At 43.6% G+C, this 18,340-nt stretch carries 19 protein-coding genes and 2 pseudogenes; 15 read left to right on the top strand and 6 right to left on the bottom strand.

Annotation, left to right across the window (positions count from 1 at the left end; genetic code table 11):
• The first annotated feature begins 41 nt into the window (after positions 1–41).
• The 4 genes from ADU23_RS24140 (at position 42) to ADU23_RS24130 (ending at position 1,709) form a co-directional block, all read left to right on the top strand.
• Complete coding sequence (locus ADU23_RS24140) at positions 42–260, top strand: hypothetical protein (protein WP_053376079.1); 219 nt, start codon at positions 42–44, stop codon at positions 258–260.
• 106 nt (positions 261–366) lie between these two features.
• Positions 367–807, top strand: a complete 441-nt coding sequence (locus tag ADU23_RS24135) for a YqeB family protein (protein WP_231637523.1) — start codon at positions 367–369, stop codon at positions 805–807.
• Positions 808–853: 46 nt separating this feature from the next.
• Complete coding sequence (locus tag ADU23_RS33720; protein WP_231637522.1) at positions 854–991, top strand: CysS/YqeB C-terminal domain-containing protein; 138 nt, start codon at positions 854–856, stop codon at positions 989–991.
• A gap of 76 nt (positions 992–1,067) precedes the next feature.
• Complete coding sequence (locus ADU23_RS24130) at positions 1,068–1,709, top strand: Bax inhibitor-1/YccA family protein (RefSeq protein WP_053376078.1); 642 nt, start codon at positions 1,068–1,070, stop codon at positions 1,707–1,709.
• A gap of 77 nt (positions 1,710–1,786) precedes the next feature.
• On the opposite strand, the gene ADU23_RS24125 is transcribed toward ADU23_RS24130, so the two are convergent.
• Positions 1,787–1,999 carry a hypothetical protein gene (locus ADU23_RS24125; protein ID WP_053376077.1) on the bottom strand — a complete coding sequence of 71 codons (213 nt, stop codon included), beginning with the start codon at positions 1,997–1,999 and terminating at the stop codon, positions 1,787–1,789.
• 158 nt (positions 2,000–2,157) lie between these two features.
• On the opposite strand from ADU23_RS24125, the gene ADU23_RS24120 reads away from it, so the two are divergent.
• The 7 genes from ADU23_RS24120 to ADU23_RS24090 all read left to right on the top strand — a co-directional run bounded on the left by ADU23_RS24120 (position 2,158) and on the right by ADU23_RS24090 (position 8,834).
• Positions 2,158–3,969 (top strand): SgrR family transcriptional regulator, encoded by a 1,812-nt coding sequence (locus ADU23_RS24120; RefSeq protein WP_053376076.1) that lies wholly within the window; start codon positions 2,158–2,160, stop codon positions 3,967–3,969.
• Positions 3,970–4,019: 50 nt separating this feature from the next.
• The gene (locus tag ADU23_RS24115) at positions 4,020–4,385 is read left to right on the top strand and encodes a VOC family protein (RefSeq protein ID WP_053376075.1); all 366 of its coding nucleotides are present in this window, start codon (positions 4,020–4,022) and stop codon (positions 4,383–4,385) included.
• A 209-nt stretch (positions 4,386–4,594) separates the two neighbouring features.
• Positions 4,595–5,260, top strand: a complete 666-nt coding sequence (locus ADU23_RS24110; RefSeq protein ID WP_053376074.1) for a Crp/Fnr family transcriptional regulator — start codon at positions 4,595–4,597, stop codon at positions 5,258–5,260.
• Between the two features lie 31 nt (positions 5,261–5,291).
• Entirely contained in the window at positions 5,292–6,131 is an 840-nt protein-coding gene (locus ADU23_RS24105; RefSeq protein WP_053376073.1) for an ABC transporter ATP-binding protein, read from the top strand.
• Positions 6,064–6,828, top strand: a complete 765-nt coding sequence (locus ADU23_RS24100) for an ABC transporter permease (RefSeq protein ID WP_053376072.1) — start codon at positions 6,064–6,066, stop codon at positions 6,826–6,828. The genes ADU23_RS24105 and ADU23_RS24100 overlap by 68 nt, the downstream gene beginning before the upstream one ends.
• 37 nt (positions 6,829–6,865) lie before the next feature.
• Complete coding sequence (locus tag ADU23_RS24095; protein ID WP_053376071.1) at positions 6,866–7,900, top strand: ABC transporter substrate-binding protein; 1,035 nt, start codon at positions 6,866–6,868, stop codon at positions 7,898–7,900.
• A gap of 16 nt (positions 7,901–7,916) precedes the next feature.
• Complete coding sequence (locus ADU23_RS24090; protein WP_231637521.1) at positions 7,917–8,834, top strand: MBL fold metallo-hydrolase; 918 nt, start codon at positions 7,917–7,919, stop codon at positions 8,832–8,834.
• 72 nt (positions 8,835–8,906) lie between these two features.
• Here ADU23_RS24090 and ADU23_RS24085 read toward each other — a convergent pair whose 3' ends face one another.
• Both ADU23_RS24085 and ADU23_RS24080 read right to left on the bottom strand, forming a co-directional pair.
• On the bottom strand, positions 8,907–9,914 hold the full coding sequence (locus tag ADU23_RS24085; RefSeq protein WP_331459282.1) for a LacI family DNA-binding transcriptional regulator: 1,008 nt from the start codon (positions 9,912–9,914) through the stop codon (positions 8,907–8,909).
• 95 nt (positions 9,915–10,009) lie between these two features.
• Positions 10,010–11,896 (bottom strand): glycosyl hydrolase family 8, encoded by a 1,887-nt coding sequence (locus ADU23_RS24080; protein ID WP_157265935.1) that lies wholly within the window; start codon positions 11,894–11,896, stop codon positions 10,010–10,012.
• 268 nt (positions 11,897–12,164) lie between these two features.
• On the opposite strand from ADU23_RS24080, the gene ADU23_RS24075 reads away from it, so the two are divergent.
• Positions 12,165–12,923: an endonuclease/exonuclease/phosphatase family protein gene (locus ADU23_RS24075; protein ID WP_053376068.1), complete on the top strand. Its 759-nt coding sequence runs from the start codon at positions 12,165–12,167 to the stop codon at positions 12,921–12,923.
• A 6-nt stretch (positions 12,924–12,929) separates the two neighbouring features.
• Here ADU23_RS24075 and ADU23_RS33715 read toward each other — a convergent pair.
• Positions 12,930–13,164 (bottom strand): annotated as a pseudogene (locus ADU23_RS33715) (IS3 family transposase); the annotation flags it as partial.
• 237 nt (positions 13,165–13,401) lie between these two features.
• Here ADU23_RS33715 and ADU23_RS24070 point away from each other — a divergent pair.
• From ADU23_RS24070 to ADU23_RS24065, 3 genes and pseudogenes are all read left to right on the top strand, one after another.
• Positions 13,402–14,379: pseudogene (locus ADU23_RS24070) on the top strand (AraC family transcriptional regulator ligand-binding domain-containing protein); the annotation flags it as partial.
• Positions 14,358–14,462, top strand: a complete 105-nt coding sequence (locus tag ADU23_RS34340; protein WP_442950622.1) for a hypothetical protein — start codon at positions 14,358–14,360, stop codon at positions 14,460–14,462. The pseudogene ADU23_RS24070 and the gene ADU23_RS34340, both read left to right, overlap by 22 nt.
• Positions 14,463–14,622: 160 nt before the next feature.
• Positions 14,623–15,417 carry an SDR family NAD(P)-dependent oxidoreductase gene (locus tag ADU23_RS24065; RefSeq protein WP_053376066.1) on the top strand — a complete coding sequence of 265 codons (795 nt, stop codon included), beginning with the start codon at positions 14,623–14,625 and terminating at the stop codon, positions 15,415–15,417.
• Between the two features lie 1,131 nt (positions 15,418–16,548).
• Here the strand turns inward: ADU23_RS24065 and ADU23_RS24060 are convergent.
• Together ADU23_RS24060 and ADU23_RS24055 are read right to left on the bottom strand one after the other, a co-directional pair.
• Positions 16,549–17,589 (bottom strand): hypothetical protein, encoded by a 1,041-nt coding sequence (locus ADU23_RS24060; RefSeq protein WP_053376065.1) that lies wholly within the window; start codon positions 17,587–17,589, stop codon positions 16,549–16,551.
• Between the two features lie 391 nt (positions 17,590–17,980).
• A complete protein-coding gene (locus ADU23_RS24055) occupies positions 17,981–18,244 on the bottom strand; it encodes a hypothetical protein (RefSeq protein ID WP_053376064.1) in 264 nt (87 codons plus the stop codon).
• Positions 18,245–18,340: the final 96 nt, after the last annotated feature.

Below are 18,340 nucleotides of genomic sequence, written 5' to 3'. Positions count from 1 at the left end.
ATTTACCTACCGGATGTTAAAAAAATAAAGGGGCGCCACTTATGAAAAAACGGGAGCTTACTAATGAAGAACATTACGCGATCATGCGCCTGCTCAATGAATTCATGTTAACGATCGGTCGGAATGACACTTACGCAGCGCGGCTGATCCACATGCAGCAGCAATTTTTGGATGGCTTTCGGGATTTGTTGCAAAAGGGAGCCGAGCTAGGCGTCGTTTCAACGAGCCATACGGATTCCAAAGCCCATATGCTCGCATGATTGATCGATAATATATCCAATTTTATGATGATGCAAATGAAACTGAACTATAAGCAAATATGAAAAGACGCGGTGAACAGCGTTCTGATGAAAGGGTGGGAATGAATTGAACACGGATAAAAATCAGGCTACCGTACTTGAATTATCCTCATCCGAAAAACTGCTCGTTTGGGTTGTGCCAAGCTTGCTCGGCCTAGTGTTAGGTTGGTTTATCCCAGCGATCGCACAGTGGGCGGCAGCACTGCCATGGGTTCCATTTGAAGGCATAATCAAGCTCATCGCTTCGCTTCATGGACCATGGGTTATTATCGCAACCACCTGCCTTGGGCTAATTGCCGGTCTATGCTTAACGCACGTCGCATTCAAGAAAAGCCTCGTTGCTCGCTTAACTGATCAAAGCGTTCATTTTAAAATAAATAACGAGAAAACGATCCTAAGCAAAGAAAATATTTCCGCTGCCTTTCTAGATGGGAAACTGCTCGTCATAAACGGGTTAAAGGGACAGGAGCTATTTCGCGAAAAACCTGAATCCAAAAAGCGAATATAAACGTTGGGTCCCCGATACGCCCGAACTTTCGGCAAGCGCAAATGCAGTGCTCAAAGCGCGTGAAAAGTCGCTGCAAAAAGGGGAGAAGGATGATCGTAAGGATTTGAAGGCCGAGCTCAGCAAAAGAGGCATTTGTGTGCGTGATGAGGATAAACGCCAATATTGGCGCAAGTTTAATTTGTAAAATATTTCTTTTTTATAGTCGTAAATCATGCTATTATTGGACATATAAAAAAATTCATGCTGGGGAGAAAAAGAAGATGATTAATAGTCAGTCAAGCGGGTATAGAAAGCCCATGCAAAAATTAATGCTAACGTTTTTCTTTGCTTTACTTGTATCCGTGTTCGGGATGCTGATCGGCACGATGCTGCCAAGCGCTGCAAGAATTCCACTTTTCATTGTAGAAATCGGTCTTATTATCGCTATTGTGTTTCTCCGTAAATCCAAAGCGATCGGCTATTCGCTGATGTATGCGTTTATGGTCGTATCGGGTGCAACGCTTCAATTTGCTTTAAGCTATTATATTGCGTCCATGGGTTCAGGCATTGTCATCCAGACCGTAGCAGTTGCTGTTATCGTCTACGCCGGCCTTGCCATTTATGCCACTTTCACGAAAGAGGATTTCCGGTTTCTAGGCGGCTTTCTATTCGCATCCTTGATCGGTCTCGTCGTTATCGGGCTTTTGCAATTTATTTTTCCTTTTGACGGGATGATGGAGACGTTGTTTTCAGGTTTTGGCTTACTTATCTTCATCGGCTATACGTTATATGATTTCAACCGGATGTCCAAAGAAGGCTTTGATGACAGTGATATCCCATTGATGGTCGTAAACATTTACCTTGATTTGGTGAACATCATTCTCTACGCGCTTCGTTTCGTTAAATCATTGCTTGATGATTAATAAACCAAAAGGTTAATCTTCTTCCAAGGAGATTAACCTTTTTTAATGGTCAAGGTTCCTTTAGTCGCGTGCTTCATCTATTTTTCCATCGTTTCGGCATGGCTGCAGTTTGGCGAATTTTGATTTTCAGATAGACGGCTTACTTTAACCTTGCGGCTTGAAAACCATTTTTTGAAAAAGGATGCTTTCGGCAAACCGTATTCGATAAATTCCCCTCGGCGCACTCGGCGCTCCCATTCCTGCTCTTGATCTTTCCATAATTGCTCAGCGATATAATGGTTAAGACTCATACTCCATTTCCTCCTTAGAACGATAAACGTCCTTTTTTGTATAATGTTGGTCTCTTTATTATGCGGTCGCTAAAAGGGGATAAAAAGAGTATAATCATTTTCATATATTTCCCCTTTTATTTTAAACCGTCCGAATTGTCGTAAAGGAGGATGCTTTTTTGCTGACGAATGAACGTTATTTGTTGTTATATACGAAGTTTGCAAGTGCGGACGGAGCAGGCAAAGCAGTTGAGGTATCATTAGAGCAGCTGGCGGATGCTCTTTACTGTTCCTCCCGCAATGTGAAGCTCATCCTTCGGAAGCTTGAAGATGAGGGTTACATCGAGTGGATGGCAGGGCGAGGGCGCGGCAACCGCTCGCAAATTACCTTTTTGCATGCCAAAGAGAAGAAACTGCTTGAGCTTGCGGAGCAGCTTGCCATGAAAGGCGAGTATAAGCATGCGTTTGAGCTTATAGATTGCTACGGGGAAGAGACGGCGGCAAGAAGCGTATTCGCAGAATGGCTCAACGGTCATTTCGGATATCGGACGATGCAGCTTAACGACAAGGAATCCGACATACTTCGGCTTCCCGTTCACAGGCCTATTTTGACACTTGACCCAAAGGATCTTTATTATGCGTTCAGCGCACATATGATTAAGCAGCTGTTCGACTGCCTCGTTCAATACGATCGTGCGGCAGGCAAAATCGTTCCGGCATTAGCTCATGCATGGGAGCATGACGGAACGGGCAGGGAATGGACCTTTCATCTCCGCAAGGGAGTTTTGTTCCATCACGGCAGGGAGCTGATGGCCGAGGATGTCGTCTATACGCTCAATCGTTTAGACGGCAGCAGCGCGTCGGGCTGGTTCGTACGCTCCATCGTAAAGGTTGAAGCGATTGGACAACGAACGGTCAGAATAAAGCTAGCTAATCCGAACTGGCTATTCCCAAGATTTCTATGCTCGCCGGGTTTATCGATCGTGCCTCATGACCTGGTGGAGCAGGATGAATTATTTTGGACGCATCCGGTTGGCACAGGGCCATTCCGGTTCGTGGATTGGACAGCAGACCGGTTCACGATGCAGGCGAACGCTGGTTATTTTCAAGGCAGAGCTCATTTGGACGGCGTCGTCATTGTCATCATGCCAGAGGATACGGTCGTCTATACGAAGAGCTGGGAACAGCTGCTCGTTGATCACGACCTAAGAGATATACAGCCGGAGCAAGGCTGGAAAAAAATCGAATCGATCTGCAACGGATGCAGCTTGCTCACATGGAATTTGGGCAAAGAGGGACCGCAGCGATCTGCTGCATTCCGCAAAGCCATTGATCTTCTCGTTGATCGGTCCCGTATGATAACGGAGCTTGGAGAGGATCGCATGTATCCTGCTCGGGGGTTCTATCCAAATGCCTCTTCCAACGAATGGACGGACCGATGCGAATTTGAGGAAGCGGCAGAGCTGCTCAAGCAATCGGGTTATGATGGAGAGGCGATTCGGATAAGCACCTACGGCATTCATGAACAGGATGCTATTTGGCTGCAGCGCCATTTGTCCGCATTCGGGATTGAAGTGATCGTCCAAATTGAGACTTGGATGAGCATACGAGACGCGAATGTACTTGATAACGCCGATTGTTTGCTTTATTGCGTCGTATTTGCTGAGGATGAGGTATGCTTAATCGAGCTATATGAACAGACCGGCAGCTTTCTGCGTGAACATCTAGACCCGCTCCTGCTAGGCTGGGTGAAAGAACAAATCGACCTTGCGCTCGCCTGCGAGCGGGCAGAGGATCGATGGGGTCAGCTGTTTGAAATCGAGAAAAAGCTGAAGGATGAAACGCATGTCCTCTTTTTGCTTCATAAGAAGCTGAATACGTTTTACAACCCCAACATTAAAGGGGTAGGCGTCAACTCCTTAGGCTGGATTGATTTTAAAGATATATGGTTAGAGCATACAGACACCAAAGAGGAACAATCGTTGAAATAGAAACATACGTTCGGTATAATAGTCATGTTACAGTATAAGGAGGAGTACCGATGAGCAGAATGCTGCGTTTTGAAATTCAAGTTGCTGATCCCGAGCAAGCAATCGCGTTTTATACGAATACGTTCCAATGGGAGTTTATGAAATTTCCAGGTCCACAGGATTATTGGTTTATTAAAACAGGCAATAGCGATGAACCGGGCATTGACGGCGGATTGATGAAATCCCCTGACGGCTCAACGAGAACGGTGAATTCGATTGAGGTTTCCTCCATTGATGACTATTTAACGGCTGTAACTTCAAATGGCGGAACCGTAGTCGTTCCCAAAATGAGTATGCCCGGAATGGGTTATCTTGCTTATTTTACTGATCCTGCCGGCGTGCTCGTAGGCATCTCTCAAGCCGATCCTCATGTATAATCGCATCTAATCATGACAGTTAACCTCGCTTTGTTAAAAGCGAGGTTTTTTGCTGTTTATAGCGATGGAAATAAAAAAATGTCCATGAAAGTCATTTTTGTCAGCTATCCGACATTTTAGCGCCTGAAAATATGGTACTCTTCATATAACGCATCCGAATAGTCGGATTAATTGCAGCAGGAATGATCGAACTAGAGGTGGTTGAGGCAATGGATGAATTACAGGAGCAGACCGATTTGCAAGAAATGGATCGTCATAACGAGGTCATCCTTGGCGTTTTTCGCAAATATGGGGTCACGAAGAAATGTAGAAAAAATGAATTTGTTTTTCAGGAGAATGAGTCTCCTCTTGCAGCGCATTATGTGGAATCAGGGCTCATTAAAATTTCCCAATCCTCCCAAGAGGGTCAAGGGATCACTTTATTTCTGCGCTACCCGGGCGAAGTGTTCGGCAATGCAGAGATTCTTGCCAATCTTCAGCGCAGACGTTACGCCAAATGCTTGACGGATAGCCAATTAATTGTGCTTGAATCAAGGCAGTATCTTGAATTAGCCAAGGACGATGCAAGGTTTGCTTATTCATTGGCTGTAATAACAGCACGCAGGCTGCTGCAGACGCAGGATATGGTTGAAACGTTGATCAGCCGTCCGGTTGCGTGGCGGCTAGCGTGGTTTCTCGTCCAGATGGGCAAGCAAAAGGATGGCGTGCTTGAAGTGCAGCTTCAGCTAAGCCACGAGGAAATCTCGTATGTGATTGGCTGCAGCAGGCAAACCGTCACGGAATTGTTGAACAAGTGGCGCGAGAAAGAGCTAATTGCGTATACAAAGAAAAAAATAATTATGATTAATCCGAGCCGCTTCTTGTCAAGCATCTAAGAGGAAGCAGCCGAGTAGGGAGAGACCAAGCATGATCGATGTTGTAGATGTGAGTAAAGTGTTCGCACAGAAAAAAGGAACAACCTATACCGTGCTAGACGGTGCATCGTTCCATGTCAAACAGGGTGAATTTGTTTCGATCGTCGGTCCTTCGGGCTGCGGCAAATCTACACTCTTAAATCTCATAGCCGGATTTGAGTCATCGTATGAAGGATCTATTACCGTAAATGGAGAGCCAATAAAAGAACCGGGCTCCGACCGCGTCGTCGTGTTTCAAGAGCATGGTTTATTTCCTTGGTTAAGCGTTATCGACAATGTCGCTTTTGGGTTAAAGCAGCAGGGCGTATCAAAAAAGGAACGTTATGAGCGCTCCTTCGAGCAAATCAAATCGGTTCATTTAAGCAAATTTATTGATCGTTACCCCCATGAGCTCTCAGGCGGAATGAAGCAGCGCGTGGCGATTGCCAGAGCACTCGTCATGGAACCTGATATTTTATTGATGGATGAGCCGTTTGCTGCCTTAGACGAACAAACCAGATATATTTTGCAGAAGGATCTGGAACATATTTGGCTTAAAACTCGCAAAACGATTCTATTCATCACCCATAACATTCGTGAAGCGGTCATTTTGTCCGATCGCGTGCTCGTGATGTCGACGCAGCCTGGCAGAGTGAAGCAGCAATTTGCGATAAAGGCGGCAAGGCCGCATGATCATGCAGATCCATTAATTCATCATTATGAGAACAAAATAATGGAGGCGCTCACGGACGAGCTCGATAAGGTCGTAAGAGAGGAGCTCGGCAATGAATACCGCATTAAGAAGAACACTGTTTCTAGTTCTCCTGATCGTAATTTGGGAATTGGGATATAGAATCTTTGATTGGGGCTGGAAATTCCCTTCCCCGATCCAGACGCTGCAAGCCTTTTTTTATGGGTTCACGGAAGGCCACATGCTTGAAGCCATCATTGCAAGCCTGCGCCGGCTATTGATTTCCTTTGCGATATCTATCGTTATTGGAACGACACTCGGGTTTTTATTTGCTCGCTATCGATTTTTTGATGAGACCTTTGGTTTCTTAGTCGTAGCGCTTCAGACCGTTCCGAGCATTGCATGGCTGCCATTTGCCATCATATGGTTCGGTCTTAATGATACCTCTGTCATTTTCATTACGACGATTGGTGCTACCTGGACGATGTCCATGGCGAGCCGGACGGGGATTAAACAAATTTCAACCATTCATTTGCGTGCGGCAAAAATGATGGGAGCAGGCAGCGGGTTTCGGCTCTTTTTTCAAGTTATGCTTCCGGCTGCCTTCCCGCAATTAATAACGGGCGTACGAGTTGCGTGGGCTTTCGCATGGCGGGCGCTTACTGCAGGCGAGCTCATTGCCAAGGGTGCCGGACTTGGTCAGACGCTTCAAGATAGCCGGGATATCGGCGATACGGCGACCATCCTCTGCGTAGTCATTATTATCGCGGTCATCGGAACGCTTTCCGACCATCTCTGCTTTAAACGGCTCGAAGATCAAATTTTAGTGCGCTTCGGCTTGCATGCAGCGAAGAAGTAGATCCGCAACCATTTTAATTTCTATTGGAGGCAAAACGATGAAAAGAATGATCGCAATAGTAAGTTTGCTGCTTGTTCTCACAGGTGTTCTTTCCGCATGCGGCTCGGACAGCAAGTCTGCTCAGGCAGAGGAGAAGGTAACAGTTAAGATCGGCTTATTAAAAAATGTCACTCACGCTCCAGGCTTCATCGCCTTTAAGAAAGGTTATTTGCAGGATGGCTTCGGGCCAAACGTTACGATTGAAGTGACAGCCTTCGACAACGGCTCGGACTTCTCAACGGCGCTTGCGACAAACCAGATCGATTTAGGTTACGTCGGACCAGGACCGGCTATCAATCAATATTTGAAGAGCAAGAACATTCGGGTCATATCCGGTTCCAACAACGGCGGCGCCGTCTTAATTGCAGGCAAAGAGGCCGGAATCCATTCGGTTAGCGATCTAAAAGGCAAAACGGTATCCATTCCAACCAAAGGAAGCACCAATGAGATTTCTCTCCGCTTGCTGCTGCAGCAAGCAGGCTTGCAGGTCACGACTAACACTTCCGGCGTTCAACTCATTACACGGAATCCGGCAGATACACTCGTTGCGATGCGGCAAAAGGAAATTGATGCAACGTTAATTCCTGAGCCATGGGGAACCCAAATGGTTGAAGAGGGCAGTGGCGTTGTGCTCGTTGATTGGGACAAAATTCCACCCAATGACGGTAATTATCCGCTTACGATACTGATGGCGAGCGATAAGTTCCTTAAGGAGCATCGCGAACTGGCTAAAAAAGCGATAAACGCCAATCTGGAAGGGATCAACTTCATTCAAGATCATCCCACCGAAGCGTACTCGTTAATTAGCGATGAACTGAAAGAGCTTAGCGGCAAAGGGATGGACACAGAGCTGATCAAAGCGGCGTTGGACCATTTGAATTTAACGCAAGCGGTTGATCTTGCTGTTATTAAAACGATGGCAAAAGTTTCTTTCGATGCTGGATATATAAAAGGGATCAAGGAAGATGGGCTTGATTTAAGTGAGTTTATCGATTTATCGCTGCTGGATGAAGTAAATAAAGAAAATAAATAGTTTGGAGGACATCTGTGTGCTAATACAAACGCAAGATAAGCTAGTTTCGGATTTTCATGAGCATTTAAAGGTTATTTTATTAGGAACAGGCACGCCGCGTGCGTTTAGCGGAAGGGCCAAATCAGGAATCGTCGTCCTTGTTGGCAGCAAAGCATTTCTGATAGATTGCGGCGGTGCTACGGTAGATCAGCTCATAAAAGCAGGTGTCATGCCGCAGCGGATATCGGATGTGTTGTTCACGCACCATCATAGCGATCACAATTCAGGTTTTTTTGACGTATTTATTTCAAGCTGGCGGACACATGTCATTCCGGATCGCGTCTTTGAAGGACGTTCAGTGCCGATGAACGTCTATGGCCCAACGACGACAAAGGAAATTATCGGGAAAATGAGAGATTCGTTTGATTTTGATGCCAATCTTAGGGTGAATTATAACTTATCCGCAAATGAAGGCGCGAAGATTAATTATTTCGAGAACAATGAAGGAGTCGTGTATGAATCCGATGGCATTAAGATTACAGCCTTCGAGGTTGATCATAGACCTGTTTATCCAGCCCTTGCTTACAAGGTCGAGTATAATGGCAAATCGGTCGTTATCTCCGGGGATACGGTGCCCGTAGCCAACATGATCAAATACAGCCAAGGCGCTGATCTGCTTATCCATGAATCATATAATAAGAAATGGCTGGATGAGCTGATCGCTAGATTTCCAGAGCAAGCGCAGTCATTATCCAATCCCGCCAAATATCATTCGACTACGCTGCAGGTCGCAGAAATAGCAAGACGCGCGGGCGTACCCCATCTCGTCTTAACGCATCATATTCCAGCGCCTGCCGCTACGGAAGAAGCGGAAGCGGCATATACAGCGGGGATGAGCGATATTTATCCGAACAAAATTACGATGGGCAGAGACTTAATGGAGTTCGTGCTTTAGGGGCAAATAAGACCATAAAAACAGCCAAAGAAGGAGGTGCATGGCGCATCTCCTTCTTTGGCTGTTTTAGCTTTATCTACGGGAATCTGGCGGGCAGGTTGACTGCCGAATAATGAGCTCCGGCTGCAGCTTCAGAGGCTCCTGAGAGACGGGAGCATGAATGTTTTCCATTCGTTTAAGCAGCAGTTCAATCGCATGGCTTCCAATAAGCTCGACTGGTTGTCGAACGGTCGTGAGCGCCGGACGGAACTGGTCAGCGAAGAGCTGATCATCAAACCCGATGACGGAAAGATCCTGAGGAATACGGAAACCCTTATTCTTAAGGGCATCCATTACCCCGAATGCGATTAAGTCATCTGCAACGAACACAGCAGTAGGCAGAGAGGTTGTTTTGATCCAGCGTTCGGCTATCTCGTAGCCGGAATTAATATCAAAATTGCCTTGCTCAATGCGGGAAGCAAGTCCAGCTTCTTCCATTGCCGTTAAGTAGCCGCGAATGCGCTCCTTACTGCTCAGAAAGTGTGGGGGGCCGCTTATGTGTACGATATCTGTATGCCCCAGATCGATTAGATGTTTAGTTGCCTCATAGCCGCCTCGGAAATTATCAACTTGAACGGAAGGGACGGTCGAATTTTCCTGTTGATTATCAATCATGACAAACGGAATGTTTTTTCTCGTGAGTTCCTCAACATACCGTTCCTCATGAATAGGCGAGAGAATAAACATGCCATCAACCCGATCCTCTTGAAAAATAGCGCTATGAAGATCCGTTTCGTCTTCTTTGGATATAAACAAGGCTAGTAGATAATGGTGAGCCTCTAACTTATCGTTGATTTCTTTCACTACCGCATCAAGAAAGGAGTCATTCAGCGTGATGATGATAATGCCGATAACACCGGTTTTCCCTCTAGCAAGACTTCTGGCGGCAGCATTTGGATGATAGTCCAGCTCTTTCATCGCTTGCAGCACCTTGTTACGATTTTTTTCACGTACCGTATCCGCGTTATTGATCACTCTTGAGACGGTAACGACTGATAATCCAGATTTTCGTGCTACGTCAAAAATACTAACTTTCATCATCGCTTCGCTCCTTGGAACATAACTGCATATTCTTCTACCATACCACATTTTGTGGCAAGTTGGCAGTATGCAGTACTTAGGAAGCAGCAATAGAATTACTTAACCGATAAACTACGCAAAATCGTGACGGCTTCCGCTCTCGTTAAACTTGCATTAGGCTGGAAGGGTGCATCCTGTACTTTAAACCAATTAACGCCTGCGGTACCTAATGCTTTGATAGATGGCTTCGCCGAATCTGGGATAGAAGCATCGTCGGAGAAGCCGGTGCTCGTTGCTTGTTCTTCAAGCGGCAGCTTCAAAGCTGCTGCTAGCAATACTGCTGCTTCAGAACGCGTAACTTCAGCAGAAGGGAGGAAGTCTTCTTTCACCCAGCCTTTTAAGAGATCAGCTTGGACGAGCCTGCCAACCGATTGCTTGGCCCATGGAACGATGGCTTCATTGTCATTAAAAGGGAGTGGAGCACCCTCGCCGGATAGCTTCAGCGCGCTTGCAGTCATGACAGCAAGCTCAGCACGTTTCACGGCTGAATCAGGTTTAAAAGCACCATTCGGAAATCCGCTTACAATGCCTTCGGATAAAGAGGTAATAATGTCATTCTCAGCCCAGTGACCGGAAATATCTGTAGCGGCGATGCCTGTTGGCGACCACCAATTACCGGAAACCACGATCATGCTGAGCAGGCGGATGGAGTTGCCATAATAATATCTCCATTCAACTGCGGTCGGATTGACCGCATCGGTGTGATAATCCCACAGATCATTCAGCCATTCCTGATTCGCGGAATCGATCATCGCACTGACCATCAATGGTGCAGTGAAGTCCAATCCGCCGTCCCATTCGCTTAGCTTAGTCTTGCCATCGAGCGAGTAGCCCGACCATATTTGGTCTGGTGAATCATGCTTGTCCTGCACGAATTTGTTCAGAACGGATAATTGGTCATACGCTCTTTTGTCGCCGGTAAGGAGGTAGTCCGTCGTAATCCGCCAAGGCGTGCGGCAAGAGTTATAGTTGTAGGCGCCGTCAAATTCCGATTCCAAAAAATGACCGCTTTCCGTCTTCCATTTGAATTCATTGACGGGCTTGTATTTGCCGTCGGCAGCATCCTTGTAGAGGAAATCGGGAAGAAGTCCTGTGCCGGGGCTATAGTTCGCATGCACGTCTTTCATAATGCCGTAAGTAGTATTGAGCACTTTATCCCAGCGGGCATCTCCGGTTGCTTTGCCATATTCCTTCATATGCTGAAGCATGAAATCCGATGGGCGAGTGGAGGGCTTGAAGCTAGGCTCGCTATCCGAGTTTTTAACCCAATCTCCCAATTGGAGGTGATAATCTTCTGGGTGAACCTCGTTGTCCATAATGGCGTTTATCACTTTAATCCCCTCGGCACGATAGTTAATCGCGCCTGCGCTGCCCCATTGTTTATCGGCGAGCAGCAGAGAGTAGGCGATATCCATATCGCCATCAATCGCCGAATCAGCTCCATTAACGTCGATGATCGCACCGTCACGATCAGCTTGCTGCCAAGCCATTAGATCGGGATTCAATTGACTTGGATGAGCGCGGAAATAGCGATACATGCCATCGAACAGTTTTTTGGCATCCGGATCAACACCTGCCATAATGGCTGTAATCAGCATGCCATAGCCATGGGCTTCCGATACGGTTACCGCGTCGTCATTCCAGCCACCATCGTTATACCAGACATAATATTGGCCAGCGTCATACGGATTAGCTTTTACATATTTTTTCTTCCATTCCTTATAGAGCAGTACAACCTCCTTATTCATTTGGTTCTGGGTTACATGGTTAGGTTTTATTGTGCCTTTTGTGTAAGCCATTTGCTGCGGAAACGGCTTTTGCGGCGTCTGCGCAGCAGTTGAGCCTTCTTCAGCAAATCCGGTAGGTATTAAAGCGAGCATCAAAACAAGGGACAGCGCAATCGACATAGCAGACCTGAGATTAAAAAATGAATGCGATTTCATAAGATTGCCTTTTTTCATCTTCCAACACGACCTTTCTTCGATAATAGAAGCTTTTTGTTTACATCTTGTAAAGAGAATGACCGTCACTTCTGTATTGTAGGATGACAAAAGATGGATGTCAACAAAAATTAAAGCGCTTAAACTTTTGTCAGTCATGATGTTCGGTTAACCGTTTCCTTTCGATGATCGGACCAGAAGAGTTAAGGGCTTGATTATCCATTAGAGTCGCCATATGCTTATCTTATATCTGACTCTGGAGGGAACCATTATGGAAATAGCAGTCATGTCTTTTAATTTACGCATTCATGTCGCAGAGGACGGGGAAAATGCTTGGCCAAATCGGATAGAAGCGGCAGCCAAAGCCATTTTATCATCAGAAGCAGCCGTCATATGTACACAAGAAGGAAGCTTGCCTATGCTTCAGAGCCTCGCACCGCTGCTTCCAGATTATGAATGGACAGGCGAAGGCAGGGAAGGTGGCGAGCAAGGTGAATTCTGTGCGATTTTTTATAAAAAAAGCATGCTTAAACCAGTTGAGAGCGGTACCTTTGGTCTCTCTGAGCGTCCAGAGCAGCTTGGTTTCAAGAGCTGGAATACGGGCTGTCCGCGAATATGCACATGGGTGAAGTTTCAGCATACGGATGGGGAAGAGTGTCTAATTTTCAACACCCATCTTGATCACATTAGCGAGGAAGCAAGGAATCGGGGGGCCATGCTCATCAGGGACAGAATGGATGCAGTTACGGGGACAGCTGCGATCCTAACCGGAGATTTCAACTGCGAGCCGGAAAGCAGGACGGTTGAAATTCTCAATCAGGCTGGGCTGCATCATACATACTCTTCGCATAAGGAGACGAAGCCCGGGTGTACCTATCACGGATTTGAAGGTGGCGATGAAGGAGAACCGATCGATTACATCTTTGCAGCGCCGCAAATCCAGATCTTGTCTGCCCATGTGGACAAGAGCAAATACGAAGGAAGATACCCATCGGATCATTATCCGGTTATCGCAACTCTTCAAATCTAATTCCAACGACTTGATATTTTGTTTCGTTTGAATGCGAGTTAAGTTATCGTAATAAATGTAGTCTCGAACGGTCTGTTCAGCGATTGCCGTCGTTGTATAAGTTAGACCTTCGAGGTAGAACGTTTCAGACTTTAGTGTGGAATGAAACGATTCGATAGGGCATTATCAGCGAGCTTTCCCTTGCGGACACGCTCATGGTAATGCCTTTTCCTTTTACTGCTTCTTGGTACACCTGATTCGTCTCACGTTATGGGGTCAGTCCCCATGCAACCTTGGTTTTTATTGTGTTTGCTCAAAATCAAATGATCTGCACTTAAGATTTGGCGTAGTTGGCAAGTGAGTTGTCACTTTCTGCTAGTTACAAATTGACATTTGGGAGATACGATTAAAGTTGTTCCGCCAACCAGGCAGGACACCCAACCACAACCATAACTAAAACCAAAACGAATAAATAAGAAGCTAAAGGAGGCCCGTAGCTATGAAGTCTCAAACAACCGACCGTATTAAATTCCCTCCAGGATTTTGGGAAGGACTACGCCAATTAGGGATTGCCGCGCACGACGTAGCTCGCAAATCACGACTTCCGCTCACCATAATTACTGAGCCAGTAGTCACCATAGCCCAATATTTGGCGATCTGGCAGGCTTATTCCGATCTCATTGGTGACACTGCCAAAGGAATCGTTGAGCTTGCGACCGTCTTTGAAACCGCGAAATACCCGCCGACCGTCTTAGCGACTTACCACGCTCGTGACTACCGCGACGCTTTAAACCGAATGGCTCGGTACAAACAATTGTGTCCGCCCGAAAGCTTACGTATCGCCGAGGAAGGCGAGCACTGTACGATCGAGTTGGATTGGTTGGATACCGAGCAGCCCTGTCCGCCATTGCTGGTTGGTATCACGCTGGCTTTTCTTCTGGAGCTTGGGCGCCGCGGTACAGGTCAGCATTTGACGGCGCGGTTGGTCGAATTTTCGCACGATATGGGAGATGTACAAGCCCTTGAAGCTTACTTTAGCTGTCCTGTACGGATTGGAGCAAAATATAACCGGTTGACACTGCAGCGAAGTGATCTGGGCCGCCCCTTTGTATCATACAACGAAGAGCTGCTTGAGATTCTGACCCCCATATTGGATCGATCTTTTGACGAACAGCAGCGAAGCCGCTCCATTACTGAAATGGTTAAATGGATCATGAAACGCAGCCTTACTGGAGGGCGACCTGACATTCAGGCTGTTGCAAAGGAGCTTGGTATGAGTGATCGCACCCTGCAGCGCCGGCTTACTGACGAGAAGACGAGCTTCAAGCAACTGCTTTCGCAAGCTAGACATGAACAGGCACGAGAGTACTTGGCAGATCCCTCACTTGATATTAAGGAAGTTGCGTTCTTGATAGGATATGAAGACCAGAACTCGTTCTACCGAGCCTTCCGCCTATGGGAAGGCGATACTCCTTCAAATTGGCGTACCGAACATGTAGGTACAAACTCGATATCAGATGGACGCATAGAAATACCGACTATTCATTAATAGAATTATGAGCCTAACCAATGATATAGAGAACTGGTCTTAACTGTGTGTTTTATCATTTGGCGTGTTAAGAAAGAACGTTGGCGCAATGGGCTAGTTACCGAACAAACCAAACGAGGTATTATAAACACTACCCGAGGCAAAAAAAGATTTTAGAAGGAGAAATAATTGATGGATATGGGATTAAACAATAAAACAGCTTTAGTTACAGGATCAACGAAAGGGATAGGCAAAGCAATTGCCATTGAACTTGCTAAAGAAGGTGTCAATGTACTGATTAATGGACGGAATGATGAAGAGGTAGAACGAATTGTAAATGAAATCAAGCTAGATTTCCCGGCTACTTCTCCTCAAAATGCTACAGCCGATCTTGTGAATATTGGGCAAAGAGAAGCATTGTTCGAGAAATACCCCGAAGTTGATATTTTAGTTAACAACATGGGTATTTATGAAATTATGAAATATGAGGACGTTGACGATGAGATATGGGAAAAATACTTCCGTACAAATGTTCTCGCTGCTAATGGATTATCTAAATTTTATTTACCCAACATGTTGAAAAATGATTATGGCCGCATTATCTTTATTGCAAGCGAAGAAGCCATCATGCCTTCAGGGCAAATGCCTCAATATGGTATGACAAAATCTATGCTATTATCATTGTCAAAAAGCTTGTCTAAATTAACAATTGGAAGGGAAGTTACAATCAATACGATCATGCCTGGGCCAACACTCTCTGAAAAAGTGCAACAAATAATTGAGGGGATATATCCTAATGAAGATATGACTTTTTCAGAAAAAGAGAAAGATTTTATGACTACAAACCTGCCACAATCGGAAATACAGCGATTTATCAAACCTATTGAAATAGGTAGACTAGCTGCATTTGTATGCAGTCCTTATTCATCCGCTTTTAAAGGTTCTCCAATCCGTATGGATGGGGGAATGGTGCCGACTATTTTTTAATTTCGAAAATGGAAATTTGAATTTTTTTTAAATCACAACGGCTAAATCGGATGAACTGCAGCATATTGGATAGCAATGATTATTTGGAAGATCGGTAAAAACTCCAAAGCGTTAATAAATCATCGTTTTTCAAAAATATCCCATTTGTTAGCATGAACCATGTAAATGAATGATTTCTGTATGATTAGTCGATAATGCTTAATATGGTTAACAATTTAAATAAAGTACAGAGTTAAAGCAAAAATCATCGTCAAATAAAATTGACGCTGGTTTTTGTTTTTATAGATACGAACTGTAAACACCTGAAATTATAAGAAAAAATGGTTCGAGGAATATCAACTGCAAATACGTTATTTATTTGAAACAAAATACAATCTAGAAATTAAAGATGTATCAGATTAATGCTAACGAAATGCGAGAAGCAGCAAATGAAACAGATTGATGAGATGAAGTTAGCAATTGTTAAATTAGTGATTATAAAATAAGATGACGTTAACCTTTTACGATGAATCGCTACACTTCTTCACAAAACTCGTATTTTATACATATGTCTGTAAGTCTCAAATATCTCTCTTGTAATCTGTTTTTCTTTATACGTTGTCAATGTATGATTATTTCTAAATCAAAGATAAAAATAACTACACTCTTCCGATCATCGAATTAGTCTTAACGGTAATATCAGCATTCATATCATTGATACTCTGTCATCATATTGCGTATTAACTATTTGTTCACTTCAGTGGATATGAACCTTTTTAAAATGCCTTTAAGCTAGAGCAGCGAAAATCATTAGATGCCCTAAATTCAAAAAAAGGAACATTGACTAAGATTCTGATCCTTCGCTTCCACAATGGAGTATCAAGGAATATGATTGTATCTGCCATTTGATTCAAACATTGATAGGAATCTCTATCTGTACCTTCGAATATCCATGCTCCTTTATTGTCGATCTCCTTTATTACAGGTAATCCTCTCCAAAAATTACATTGAAGGGACCCAATGGCGGCTAACCGAGAGGGTCCCTTCTCTGTTACTATCGATAGAATATAATTTTAACGCACAACATTTTATGAATCACAGTCATTCTAAGACCAAACGGTAAACCTCTACTTAATACAGACCATATTGATCCTATATCTGAGATTCTTCAGCTTGAACAAAATGTGGGAGTCTCAACCAATTTATTATTAAATACGATGTGGTGAAATACCAAAATTCGAATATTTTTATAAACTGTTTTTCAGTAGGCAATAAGCTATTTTTCATCCAGTCGTCAATTGCCCCTTTAATAGAAATCTCTCCTACAGTAGTATTTAGACCACTAATACTTTTAATTTCATAACTACCGTGACGAGAATATGTACCGAATAAATCTGAAGCATTGAATATACCAAAAAAGTACTTTCTCCATTTTTTTGAATCAATTTCATCTATCATCGAATAAACTAGTTGGTTTGTTTTTGGCAAACTGGTCTTTCTGTCATATTCAACTCTATTTCTTCCAACATCTTTCATTATTATTTCTAAGATATTGCTTATCCTTTTTATAAAATCAGATTGATGAAAACTACTTATATTAGCCCACTCATATAATACTGAGCTGATTTCTTTTTTTACTATGGCACCTTTAAATAAATAACTCGAATTAAGCAAGTCCACTTTTCCACCTAAATGAACCTTTTCAAAGGATGATATATTATAAACATTGAGAAATTCGTTCATTTGTATTGACCATAAATATTCTTGAAACGGATTTTTTTCCATATATTTTATTTCTCCATTATTACATATATAGTTTGCATATCTTAAAGCTATAGAATCATATATCTCGATCCCACTTGTTTTCAGCGCTTCTTCTATGTCATTTAGTATTAATTTTTCTTGTTTCATTGTTATTTCTCTAGGGATCTGATGCAACCAAAATTGATTTAATTTACCTAATGATTCGTAGTAACTTAAAAAAACTCTATGCAATGAAAAAAAATGACTTTCCCCCATATTTCCAATGAATTTGTTTAATTCTTTGTGATTAATCCAAAACAATCGATTAAATTTAGTATCATAACCACCTTCAACATTTTCTGTTTCATTATCTTCATAATGCATATAAAAACTTTCTAGTGCTGGTAAAGTACGTAATTTTGTAGCAACAATAAGTCCATAATTATTCATACCATATTCTCCCCTAATTTATAATTCACCCTATCCATGCAGATACTTTAGTCTTCAATATTTCGCAGCTTAACTATTTCCATCTTCGCCACGTTTATTACCCATTGTTCACTTGGCTCGAGAGAGGCACCAACCGAGCTATTCATCGTGTGCTTATACTGAAAATGATTGAATTCCTCATGTAGAAAGAAAATAAAGTATTAGATTGGATATGTTGGTCCTATGCGACTTTCCGAATTATAAAACCGTCAGATCTCGTAAAAAAGTATTAGACTGGTCCCACCTATAAAAACAGTGTCAGCCGTGGACGAGAAAATAAAGTAAAATCCTAGATTGACGCTGTTTTATTGACCTAACGTTTCCGTTAACTTAGCGAGTTTCTTGAAAGTTTTCATACAAAAAGAGCACATTCATTCATTATATATTCAAGGTCTGATACTTCCGTACACTTCTTAACAAGCAATGGTTCCGTCCAATCCATGTTCTTAATCACCTTGATGGCATAGTTTGTTCTATACCAACCCAAGTCGATTACCAGCCTATCGGGCAAGTTCTCATAACGAACTTGAAATATGTCTTCCTCCTTTAAACAAGTATCATCATTTGTTACATCATAAAATATTACACCTGGTGAAAAGTCGATATTTTCAAACAAATAATTACCTCCTATAAGTCTGTCTCTGTTAGTGTCAAGCCAATATTAAATCCGACCAGTTGTATATTAATTCCGTATGACCATTTCACTATCCTG

It is taken from the genome of Paenibacillus sp. FJAT-27812, from assembly GCF_001273905.1.
GTDB lineage: Bacteria > Bacillota > Bacilli > Paenibacillales > Paenibacillaceae > Pristimantibacillus.
The sequence above is the reverse complement of the archived record's forward strand: the minus strand, read 5'-3'. Positions and strand labels throughout refer to the sequence as shown.